Below are 10,735 nucleotides of genomic sequence, written 5' to 3'. Positions count from 1 at the left end.
ACTTGTCCTGGCCCGCTGGCCCCGCCGCCGACCACGAGAACCTCACAAATAGAAAGCCCCGCCCGAGGCCGCCGCGCACTTTGCGCGACAGCCTCATCCGCGAGGGCTTCCCGATATGCGCCCGATGGACCGTAAGTCGAACCCCGTTGCAACGATCGCGGGACGATCTCGTTGTAGCGCTGAGGCGGTCCAGAACGACACAACCCGCCTCGGCGGGCGGGTTGTGCGCGGGGAGTCACCCCGGACCGGCTGATAACCACTTCTGAGGATATCCAGCTCCCTGCAAAAGACAACCTCGCTGCGACCGGCTGACCGGAGAAGCGGTACGGGAGTCACCCGCAGGCACATGATCGTCGCGCCCGCTCCCCAGCCCGGCCGCCGGTCGAGCAAGGACTTGGCGGAGGGCGGGAGACTCGAACTCCATCCGGGTGACTAGCCCGGACTCCCGGTTATCAGCCGATCGCGCCGCCTCGACGCTTCACCCTCCGTCCCGACCGACTCTACGACGGCGCGCACTGGCGGTCTACACCGACTATGTGGCCTGTATATACATGGCCGAGATCCGGGTCGAGGTCTCCAGGAAATCCAAACCGACCGACCGTGTCGACGGACCGGCCGGCAGTCGCCGGTTGCGTCGTAGGTCCAGACACGATCCGTAGCTGTTCTACGCAGCGGCAGCCGGCTGTGAGGCCTCGCCAGCACGTCCTCGGACTCGCGGGCAGCGTCGCGATGTTGTCCAAACGCCTGCGCCAGCGACCCCGCTGACCCCCGACCTTTCAGGAGAACGAACCATGGACGACGACGCGCAGACGTGCGGCGGCATGATTCCAGAGGGCATGACGTGGTGCCCCAATGCAACGGCTACGGCTCCTCGCTGTCCGAGGGCAGCGGCCGGTGCAGCCACTGCGCCGGCAGCGGCCTCATACGCCGCGAGGCCGGCACCGACCCGCATCGCGCACATTCCGCAGCCGACCGGGATAACGCGAGAGCGTGACGTAGCTGACCTTCTGGCCCAAGCGCATCGCCGCATGTACCAAGGGACCGCGATCCGAACGTTTCCTACCTGCACGACGCGTTGCCGCCAGCCCCACCGCGAACCCTTCCCATTAGGAACGGAGCCCCACGACCATGCGATCTCCCCGCAAACTTCTTCGTCCGCGTCGCCGTCGAAGCACGAGCCGCCGGCGGCTCGCTGCGCGAGTGGTACAGCGAACGCACCACCCAGCAGCTCTTCGGCGGCGTCGTCGCGCCCGACAGCTACGGCGCGAGGGCGAGGCGGGCCGGTTCGATCTGCTGCTCGTCTACCGCGTCGACCGCGTAGCGCGGTCGGTGCGCGAGCTGGCGCAGATCATCGAACGGCTCGACGAGGCCGGCGTCCTGTTCCGCTCGGCGACCGAGCCGTTCGACACCTCCTCTCCGGCCGGGCGGATGATGGGTGCAGATGCTCGGCGTCTTCGCCGAGTTCGAACGCGCGACGATCGTCGAGCGCGTCATCGAAGGTATGGAACGCAAGCCGCACGCGGCGAGTGGGCGGCCGGGCAGGTTCCGTACGGCTATCGCCGCGACGGCAGGCTTCAGTTCCGCGTGCCGGAGCCGGCGGAGGTGCCGCTCGTGCGGATCAACTTCGAGCGCTACGCCGACCGCATGGAAGGCGCGCAGTCGATCGCGCGCTGGCTCGCCGAGCGCGGCTATCGGACCCGGCGCGGGGCGCCGTTCGACCCGAAGGCCGTGCTGACGATCCTGCGCAACCGCGTCTACGTCGGCGAGATCGCTGGAAGCAGGAACGCAGAGCGCTCGACGCCGAGATCGCCAGAACCGACGTGGCGCTTGAGCGCTACTTCCGCGCCTTCGAGAACGGCACGATGCCCGAGCAGCGCTGCGGTGAGCGGATCGACACCCTCAGCCGCCAGCTCACCGGCCTCAAAGCACGCCGGGAAGAGCTGACCGACGACCGACAGGACGCTGACACGGTCCTGACAGACGACGACATCGCCGCGCTCCAGGCAGAAGTCGCGAAAGACGATCCGCGACGGCGACGCTCCAACGAGGAAGCCGCTCGTGCGAGCGGCGTGGGGGAGAGGGGATCCGCGTCGAAGGGCGAGATCAGATCCGACCGAGCTGCTGCCTCCCGGCGGTGCGGGTTGCACCACCGGGAGGGTCAGTACCCCCAGGGGGAATCGAACCCCCGCTACCAGCGTGAAAGGCTGGCGTGCTGACCGCTACACCATGGGGGCGAGCTGCGGGACAGACATTGTAGATGGCAGCGCGTTTTCGCTGAGCGTGCGACGATGAGGGGGCGCCTCTAGCTCATCGGGTTAGAGCACCGGACTTTTAATCCGGCGGGCTGGGTTCGAGTCCCAGGGGGCGCACTGCGACCGGGATCGAACGCGGACTGCGCGGGCGAGGAACGATCGCCCGCCGCCTGTCCGACGGCTCAGGAGGCCTGCGCGAGCCGAACGCCGTTGGCTCCCTCGGGCTCCAGTATTCCCTTGCGCTTCAGCTGCGAGATCGTCGTGTGGACGGTCGGCTTGGCGATGTTGGTGATCTCGGCGACCTCGGCCGCGGAGATGCCGGGACGCTCGCCGACGACCTTCAGGATCGCCTCGCGGTTGGCGCCGCGCGGGGCGCGACGGGACTTGCCGCCGGCGTACGGAGCGCGCGCGGGAGCGGCCGAGCGGGCCCGGCGCGGCGAGCTGGCCGTCGTGCCGTTGGCCGGCGTCTCGCCGTTGAGCGCGGCGAGCACGGCCTCCAGCTGCTCCTTCTCTTCGATCAGCGGCCGAAGTTCCTTCAGACGCTTCTCGATGTCACGTTGAATTTGCGCAACGAGATCTGCCATCTACGTAACTCCTATGAGGGGGTCACCAAGGCTACCAACAGGATGCGATGCATTGAACCCCATGCAAGCGGGGTCGCTCAACGTGGCATCGGTCCGTTACGAATTTGATTGGTGAGGGAATCCTCAGAGGCTCGGAGCGACGGCAAGCGCCTCGTGCAGCGGAGCGGGTCGGCCGACGTGAAAGCCCTGTGCGTAGTCGACCCCGAGTCTGCGCAGCAGTTCAACGGTCGCCTCGTCGCCGACGTACTCGGCGATCGTCTCCTTGCCCATCCCGCGCGCGATCTCGACCGCGGCGCGCACGAGCAGCTGGTCGGTCTGGCTGGTCGTGCACGAGCGGACGAACTCGCCGTCGATCTTGAGGATGTCGAACGGCAGGTGCTTCAAGTAGTAGAACGAGCCGAAGCCGGCGCCGAAGTCGTCGAGAGCGAATCGACATCCCATCTCCGCAAGTCGCTGAGCGAACTCCTGCGCGCGCGGGATGTTGGCCACGGCGGTCGTCTCGGTCACCTCCAGCACCAGATTCATCGGGTCGACGTCGTTGTCGGCCAGCTCGCGCTGGATGATCGTCAAGAGGTCGGGGTCGCCGGTCGAGCTGCCGGAGATGTTGACCTCGAAGACGAGCTCGCGGCCGAGCCTGCGCTGCTCGCCCATGTGCCGGAGCGCCCGCGCGACCACCCAGCGGTCGATCTCCTGCATCAGGTCGAAGCGCTCGGCGATGCCGACGAACGCCGCCGGCGGGATCACCTCGCCGTGCTCGTCGAGCATCCGCAAAAGCAGCTCGTGCTGGCGCACGGCGCCGCTGCCCAGCTCGACGATCGGCTGCGCGTAGAGCGTGAAGCGGTCCTCCTCCAGCGCGTCGCGGATCCGCTCGGCCCAGGTGATCCGCGCCTTCATCCTCGACGCCCCGCGCTCCTGGGAGGAGAAGGTGGCGGCACGGTCGCGGCCGGCCTCCTTGGCGTCGTACATCGCCAGATCGGCGTTGACGAGCACGTCCTCGGCGCTGAGCTGCTCGCTCTCGCCGAAGAGGGCGATGCCGATGCTCGTCGTGATCGGCCGGCGCCGCCCGGCCGTCGTCAGCACCGACTGGGCGCGGACCGCGGCGAGGATCGACTCGGCCACCGCCTCGGCCTCCTCGCGGCCGCCCCTGGGCAGCAGCACGGCGAACTCGTCGCCGCCGAGCCGGGCGAGCACGTCGCTGTCGCGCAGCCGCGTGCGCAGGGTCTGCGCGACCTTGACGATCAACTCGTCGCCGACGTTGTGCCCGAGCGTGTCGTTGATGTGCTTGAAGCGATCGATGTCGAGCACGAGCGCGGCGCCCTCGGCGCCGTAGCGGCGCACGCGGTTGATGTGCTGGTCGAGCTCGCGCTCGAACGAGCGTCGGTTGAGCAGCCCGGTGAGCGGGTCGTGGTCGGCCATGTGCTGCAGCTGCGCCTCGTAGCGAACCCGTTCGCTGACGTCCTGGATCTGTCCGAGGAAATGCTGCGGCGAGCCGTCGGCGGCGCGCACGAGCGTCGCGTGCACGGCGACCCACACGACCTGGCCGACGACGTCGACGTAGCGCTTCTCCATCCAGAACGTGCTCTGCTCGCCGGACAGCAGGCTGTCCATCATCTCCCTGTCACGTGCGGCGTCGGCCGGGTGGCTCAACTCCGCGAAGCTCATCTCCTCGAGCTCCTCGCGCGTGTAACCCGTGATCGCGCAGAGCGCGTCGTTCACCTGGATGAAGCAGCCGTCGAGATCGCTCAACGCCATCCCGATCGGAGCGGCCTCGAAGGCGGTGCGGAAGCGCTGCTCGGCGGCCGCGATCCGCTCGACGCCCTCGCGCAGCGCGGCGTCGGACGCGACCCGGTCGCTGACGTCGCGGATGATCGCCTGCCCCTCGCGCATCTCGCCGGTGTCGGGATCGATCACGCGCCGCACGCGCGCCTCGATCCAGACCCAGTGACCGTCGCGATGTCTGATGCGACTCGTCACCGTGATCGCGCCGCCCTGCTCGATCACCCGCTCGCGCGCGCCGATCACCTCGTCCCTGTCGTCGGAGTGAACGAATTCGCGCGGCTTGCGACCGATCAGCTCCTTGGGGGCGTAGCCCATCAGCTCACGCGACGCGGGCGACACGTACGTGACCGTCCCGGTCGGGTCGAAGACGAGGATCATGTCGGTCGCGTTGTCGGCGAGCAGGCGGTGGCGCTGCTCGGCGGCGCGCAGCTCGGCCTCGGCTCTGTCGCGCTCGGCCATCCGCGTGTCGACCAGCTCGAGCGCGTACCGCTCGCGGCGCGCCGCCTGCCAGATCAGCAGCCCGAGCGCGACGGTCAGCACCGCTCCCGAGATCGCGATCGCCCACGTGACGCCGTAGCCGAGGTCGGGCCTGCCGATCGCGAACAGCCATTCCTGGCCTCCGCCCGAGAACGCGGTGCTCAGCGCCTCGTCGCGCGGCGGCGGATCCCCGGCGATCCACTCCCCGCCGAGCCGCAGCGCGTAGCGGACCTCCTCCGGGATCATCGACTCGATCCCCATCCGCACGGTCTCGGCCGGATAGACGGCGACCGCGAAGCCGGTCGTCGCCCGCCGCCGGGCGGCGACCGTCGCCGGGATCGTCCCGCCGCGGTGGATCGGCGCCGCGAAGGCGATGCCGCTCCAGCCGGCACCGGGGATCGGCGTCACCTTCGTCACCTGCGCCGTCCCCAGCTCCATCGTCGCGTAGAGCGCCGCTCTCAACGTCGGATCGGTCGCGAGGTCGGTCCCCGGTCTCGGCCCCGAGACCCGGCCGAGGCTCTGCGCCAGCAGGTAGCGCTCCGGGCGGCCGCGCGCGGCGTCGCCGGGGATGCGGTCGACGTGCCAGACCGCGCCCAGCGCGGCCTGGTTGCGAAGGCGCCCGCCGCTCAGCTCGAACTCGCGCGCGCTCGCCGACGGCATCGACAACAGCGTCGCGAGGTCGGTCAGGCGCGCGCGGGCGGTGGTCAGCGTCGAGCCCAGCAGCGAGATGGCGCGTGCGTGCAGCTCCTGCTGGCGCTCGAGCGCGATCGCGCGCTCGTGGCGCGCCGACGCCCACGCGCCGGCGAGCGTCGCGCAGGCGAGCAGCGCGACCCCCAGCAGCGCGACCGGCATGCGCCGCCGTCGGAGCGTCATCGCGCTCCTCCGCAGGTCGCGCTCACGCGCCAACTCGTCGGCTGCTCCGTCATCACCCCCGTCCCTATCGGCAGGGGGACCGCCTGCCTGTAGCTCAGGTGGCGGGGCGCCGCACGGCGGCGGCCGCCTCGGCCCGCGTCGCGACGACCGGGAACAGCTCGTCGAGCCCCATCACGCTCAGGATCCGCGCCGTCCCGGGGTTGGTGTTGACGATCGCCAGCCGCCGCTCGTGCGCCGCCAGCCGGCGCGCGGCGCGCAGCAGCACCTGGCAGCCGCTGGCGTCGACGAAGCTGCAGCCGCTGAGGTCGGCGATCACGTGCGGCGGCCGCTGGACGGCGTCGGTGTGCTCGCGCAGCGCCTCGCGCAGCTCAGGAGCCGTGAAGAGGTCGAGCTCGCCGCGGACCGCGATCACGACGACCTCGCCGTCGTCGAGGCGCTCCTCGGCAAGGCCGAACGATGTCGGCGTCGCATGGCTGTGGCGTGGTTGCGTCATGTACCGGATGACGGGCGGCGCGCGGGCTTGCGGCCGACGCCCCGCCCGAGAGCCTCCGGCGGCCTTCCCCTACCCCCGGCTCGGGAGCGGAAAACGAGGCCGCCGCGACGATCGGTCAGATCAGTGCTTGAAGTGGCGGCGGCTCGTGAAGACCATCGCCACGCCGGCTTCGTCGGCGGCGGCGATCACTTCGGGATCGCGCACCGAGCCGCCGGGCTGGATGATCGCGGTGACGCCCGCGTCGACCGCGAGCTGGGGACCGTCGGCGAACGGGAAGAACGCGTCGGAGGCGAGCACGGCGCCCTTCAGGGAGCCCTCGCGCGCCTTCTCGACGGCGATCCGCACGGAGTCGACGCGGCTCATCTGGCCCGCGCCGATGCCGACCGAGGCGTTGTCTCTCGCCAGCACGATCGCGTTGGAGCGGACGTGCTTGCAGACGCGCCGGGCGAACAGCAGCTCGCTCCACTCCTGGTCGGTCGGCTGCCGTCTCGTCGGAACGGTCATCTCGGCGCGCTCCTGCGTGTCGAGATCGCGGTCCTGGACGAGCAGGCCGCCGACGACCTGCTTCATGTCGGGCTCGGCGAGGTGGAGCGGGAGGTTCTCGTCGTCCTGCAGCACCCGCATGTTTCTCTTCACCGACAGGACCTCGAGCGCCTCCTCGGAGTAGCCGGGGGCGAAGAGGACCTCGATGAACTGCTTGACGAGCGCCTCGGCCAGCTCCCTGTCGACCGGGCGGTTGAGGCAGACGATGCCGCCGAACGCCGACATCGGGTCGCACTCGAAGGCGCGCTCGTAAGCGGCCAGCGGCGTGTCGCCGGTCGCGACGCCGCACGGGTTGTTGTGCTTGACGATGACGCACGCCGGCGCGCCGAACTCGCGCACGAGCAGGCGGGAGCCGTTGAGGTCGAGCAGGTTGTTGAACGACAGCGGCTTGCCGCCGAGCTGGCGCACGTTGGAGAGCAGGTGCGTCGGCGAGCCGACCTGCGCGTAGTAGGCGGCGCGCTGGTGCGGGTTCTCGCCGTAGGAGAGGTCGGTGACCTTCTCGAAGGCGCGCACGAACAGCTGGGGGAAGTCGTCGCCGCGCTTCTCGGCGAACCAGCGGGCGATCGCCGTGTCGTAGCGGGCGGTGTAGGCGAACGCCTCGGCGGCGAGCGACTCGCGCGTCGCCAGCGACAGCAGGCTGCCGGAGGCGCGCAGCTCGTCGAGGATCGCGTCGTAGCTCTCGGGCGAGACGACCGGCGCCGCGAAGGCGAAGTTCTTCGCCGCCGCGCGGATCATCGTCGGGCCGCCGATGTCGATGTTCTCGATCACCTCGGAGTCGGCGACGCCGCGGCGGGCGACGGTCTGCTCGAACGGGTAGAGGTTGACGCAGACGAGGTCGACCATCTCGACCTCGGCGTCGCGCGCGGCCGCGAGGTGCGACGCGTCGTCGCGGACGGCGAGCAGGCCGGCGTACAGCTTCGGATGGAGCGTCTTGACGCGCCCGTCCATGATCTCCGGGAAGCCGGTGAAGTCGGTGATCGAGCGGTGCGGGATGCCGGCGTCGGCGAGCGCGCCGGCGGTGCCGCCGGTCGACACGATCTCGACGCCGAGGTCGGCGAGCCCGCGCGCGAACTCGACGATCCCCGTCTTGTCGGATACGGACAGCAGCGCACGGCGGACCTGGACCTGCCCAGGGGCGGTCGGCGCGAGCGCGTTGGGAGTCTCGGTTCCTTCAGACACGGCAGACGAGGATAGGCGAAGCGGAGGCGCCGCGCCCCGCGGTTATGGCTCCAGCAGCACCCGGCGCGGGTTGGCGGGGTCGACGCTCACGGCGCCGCGGGCGATCAGGCGGATCGCCTCCGGCAGCAGCTCGTGCTCGATCGCGTGGATGTGCTCGAAGACCTCGCCGGCGTCGCGTGCGTGCGGCAGCTCGACGGCCCGCTGCAGGATGATCGGGCCGGTGTCGACGCCCTCGTCGACGAAGTGGACGGTGACGCCGAAGACGCGCACGCCGTGCTCGAGCGCCTGCTCGACCGCTCTCAGCCCGGGGAAGGCGGGCAGCAGCGCCGGGTGGACGTTGACGACCGCCTGGGGGAAGCGCGCCAGGAAGCCGGGCGTCAGCAGCTGCATGTAGCCGGCGAGCACGACGAGCCCGGCGCCCTGCCGCTCGATCCAGTCGGCGAGCGCGGCGTCGCGTGCGGCGCGGTCGGGGTGGTCGGCGAGCGGGAAGGCGGCGGTCGGGACGCCGGCCCGGCGGGCGCGCTCGAGCGCCGGCGCGTCGGCGACGTTGGAGCCGACGGCGACGACCTCGATCCCCTCGCGGCCGTGGACGCTGTCGAGGATCGCCTGGAGGTTGGAGCCGGTGCCGGAGGCGAGCACGGCGATCGGGAAGCGGTCGGTCATGATGCGGCGCCCACGGTACCGGTCCGCTCCCGCTCGGCGCGCGTCGAGCGCAGCGTCGGGTAGCGGCCGCCGGTCGAGCGCAGCGTCCCGCGTGCGATCAGCATGTCGACGCCCTGCATCACCTCCTCGCCGCGCAGGTGGGCGAAGGCGCCGTACTGCGGCAGGCCGTCGTAGGAGTGCTCGGCGATCGCCTGCGAGCGGCTGCCGCGCAGGATCTCGACCGCGCGCGTCCGCCCGACCGGCGGCCGCGCCGCCTCGACGACGGCGACGATCGCCGCCGCCAGCTCGCCGGCGTCGGCGCCGCCGGCCGCCGGCGCCGCGGCGCTTCCGAACCGCCGCAGCCGCACGGTCGCCGCGACCGACTCGGAGGTCGGCACGAGCGCCGGGTCGCAGACGTCGCAGCAGGGGACGCCGGGGTCGGTGAACGGCGCCTGGCGGTCGCCGAAGTGGCGCAGCAGCGCGGCGCGCCGGCAGCGGCGCTGCTCGACGAAGCCCCAGACGGCGCGGTACTGGCGCCAGCGCACTCTCTGCGCCTCGCCGGCCGACTCCCTGCACGCCTTCAGCGCCCAGCGATCCCATTCGCCGACGACCCGGCCGGAGGCGCGGTCGGGCGGGGAGGGCGCCGGCTGCACGACCCCGGCGCGCGCGAGGTGGCCGACGATCGCGCGCGCCTGCTCGCGGTCGCAGTGGGCGAGGTCGGCGAGCAGGCCCAGCTCGACGTCGTAGCGGCCCTGCTCGTTCGCCTCGCGCGCCAGCCTGCGCGCGACGACGCGGAAGGCGGCGTCCTCGATCGCGGCGCGCTCGATGAAGAAGGTGTGCAGCCCCTTGTCGCGCGCCTCGGAGAAGAGCAGGCAGCGCGCGGGCGCGCCGTCGCGCCCCGCCCGTCCGGCCTCCTGGTAGTACTGCTCGACCGATTGCGGGACGGTCTCGTGCAGGACGGTGCGCGCGTCGGCCTTGTCGACGCCCATCCCGAAGGCGTTGGTGGCGACGACGATCGGCGTGTCGCCGTTCATGAAGGCGCGCTGGACGGCGGCGCGGCGCTCGCGGTCGAGGCCGGCGTGGTAGACGGCGACGTCGAGCTCGAGCGCGCGGCCGAGCTGCTTGGCCAGCTCCTCGCAGCCGGCGCGGGTGCCGGCGTAGACGATCGCCGGGCGCGACTCGAGGTCGTGCAGGACGGTCGCGATGCGGCGGTGCTTGTCCTGGCGCGATCTGCAGGGGACGACCGCGAACGAGAGGTTGGGACGGTCGAAGCCGGTCGTCACGCGGACCGGCTCGGCGAGCGCCAGCCGCTCGGCGACGTCGTCGGCGACCCGGCGGGTCGCGGTCGCCGTCAGCGCCATGATCGCGCGCGCTCGCAGGTAGCGGGCGGCGTCGCCGAGGCGGAAGTAGTCGGGGCGGAAGTCGTGGCCCCACTGCGAGACGCAGTGGGCCTCGTCGACGACGAAGAGCCCGACGCGGACGCCGTCGATCGCGTCGAGGAAGCCGCGCGAGCCGAACCGCTCCGGCGCGACGTAGAGCAGCTTCAGCTGGCCGGAGCGGGCGCGCGCGAGCACCTCGCGGTTGCGCGCGAGGCTCTGTTGCGAGTTGACGAGCCCGACCGCGTCGCCGGCGACCCGCCGCAGCCCCTCGACCTGGTCCTGCATCAGCGAGACGAGCGGCGAGACGACCAGCGTCAGGTCGTCGCGCACGAGGCCCGGCAGCTGGTAGCAGAGCGACTTGCCGGCGCCGGTCGGCATCACGACGAGCGCGTCGCGCCCCTCGAGCGCCGCCCGCACCGCCTCCTCCTGCCCCGGCCGGAAGGCGTCGAAGCCGAAGATCCGGCGCAGCTCGGCGCGGGGGTCGATCGCGGCGGTCACGGGCGCGGACGATAACGGCGGGCCGACCGGCGGCCG

General features: G+C 71.5%; 7 protein-coding genes and 3 tRNA genes. 2 read left to right on the top strand and 8 right to left on the bottom strand.

Annotated elements, in window-relative coordinates; translation table 11 throughout:
• Positions 1–395 precede the first annotated feature (395 nt).
• A tRNA-Ile gene (locus tag BDZ31_RS24125) sits at positions 396–487 on the bottom strand.
• Positions 488–1,128: 641 nt separating this feature from the next.
• Here BDZ31_RS24125 and BDZ31_RS24120 point away from each other — a divergent pair.
• A complete protein-coding gene (locus BDZ31_RS24120) occupies positions 1,129–1,944 on the top strand; it encodes a recombinase family protein (RefSeq protein WP_246345885.1) in 816 nt (271 codons plus the stop codon).
• A 218-nt stretch (positions 1,945–2,162) separates the two neighbouring features.
• Here the strand turns inward: BDZ31_RS24120 and BDZ31_RS24115 are convergent.
• Positions 2,163–2,234 (bottom strand) — tRNA-Glu (locus BDZ31_RS24115).
• A gap of 62 nt (positions 2,235–2,296) precedes the next feature.
• Here BDZ31_RS24115 and BDZ31_RS24110 point away from each other — a divergent pair.
• Positions 2,297–2,369 (top strand) — tRNA-Lys (locus BDZ31_RS24110).
• A gap of 65 nt (positions 2,370–2,434) precedes the next feature.
• Here the strand turns inward: BDZ31_RS24110 and BDZ31_RS24105 are convergent.
• The 6 genes from BDZ31_RS24105 to BDZ31_RS24080 form a co-directional block, all read right to left on the bottom strand.
• Positions 2,435–2,836: a MarR family transcriptional regulator gene (locus BDZ31_RS24105; RefSeq protein ID WP_183345989.1), complete on the bottom strand. Its 402-nt coding sequence runs from the start codon at positions 2,834–2,836 to the stop codon at positions 2,435–2,437.
• A gap of 123 nt (positions 2,837–2,959) precedes the next feature.
• Positions 2,960–5,965, bottom strand: coding sequence for a bifunctional diguanylate cyclase/phosphodiesterase (locus BDZ31_RS24100; RefSeq protein ID WP_183345987.1), 3,006 nt, complete (start codon positions 5,963–5,965; stop codon positions 2,960–2,962).
• A gap of 94 nt (positions 5,966–6,059) precedes the next feature.
• Positions 6,060–6,458: an STAS domain-containing protein gene (locus tag BDZ31_RS24095; protein ID WP_183345985.1), complete on the bottom strand. Its 399-nt coding sequence runs from the start codon at positions 6,456–6,458 to the stop codon at positions 6,060–6,062.
• A gap of 120 nt (positions 6,459–6,578) precedes the next feature.
• Positions 6,579–8,180 (bottom strand): bifunctional phosphoribosylaminoimidazolecarboxamide formyltransferase/IMP cyclohydrolase, encoded by a 1,602-nt coding sequence (purH, locus tag BDZ31_RS24090; protein ID WP_183345983.1) that lies wholly within the window; start codon positions 8,178–8,180, stop codon positions 6,579–6,581.
• Positions 8,181–8,222: 42 nt separating this feature from the next.
• A complete protein-coding gene (purN, locus tag BDZ31_RS24085) occupies positions 8,223–8,843 on the bottom strand; it encodes a phosphoribosylglycinamide formyltransferase (RefSeq protein ID WP_183345981.1) in 621 nt (206 codons plus the stop codon).
• Complete coding sequence (locus BDZ31_RS24080; RefSeq protein WP_183345979.1) at positions 8,840–10,699, bottom strand: RecQ family ATP-dependent DNA helicase; 1,860 nt, start codon at positions 10,697–10,699, stop codon at positions 8,840–8,842. The genes purN and BDZ31_RS24080 overlap by 4 nt, the downstream gene beginning before the upstream one ends.
• Between the last annotated feature and the right edge of the window lie 36 nt (positions 10,700–10,735).

The sequence above is a fragment of the Conexibacter arvalis genome (assembly GCF_014199525.1).
Classification (GTDB): Bacteria; Actinomycetota; Thermoleophilia; order Solirubrobacterales; family Solirubrobacteraceae; genus Conexibacter; species Conexibacter arvalis.
Note: the sequence above shows the minus strand (reverse complement) of the source record. Positions and strands in the feature narration are given on the sequence as shown.

What these genes read in the sequence shown, in the direction of transcription:
- BDZ31_RS24120 (WP_246345885.1), top strand. Translation starts at nt 1,129, where the DNA reads ATGCGATCTCCCCGCAAACTTCTTCGTCCGCGTCGCCGTCGAAGCACG.
- BDZ31_RS24105 (WP_183345989.1), bottom strand. Translation starts at nt 2,836, where the DNA reads ATGGCAGATCTCGTTGCGCAAATTCAACGTGACATCGAGAAGCGTCTG.
- BDZ31_RS24100 (WP_183345987.1), bottom strand. Translation starts at nt 5,965, where the DNA reads ATGACGCTCCGACGGCGGCGCATGCCGGTCGCGCTGCTGGGGGTCGCG.
- BDZ31_RS24095 (WP_183345985.1), bottom strand. Translation starts at nt 6,458, where the DNA reads ATGACGCAACCACGCCACAGCCATGCGACGCCGACATCGTTCGGCCTT.
- purN (WP_183345981.1), bottom strand. Translation starts at nt 8,843, where the DNA reads ATGACCGACCGCTTCCCGATCGCCGTGCTCGCCTCCGGCACCGGCTCC.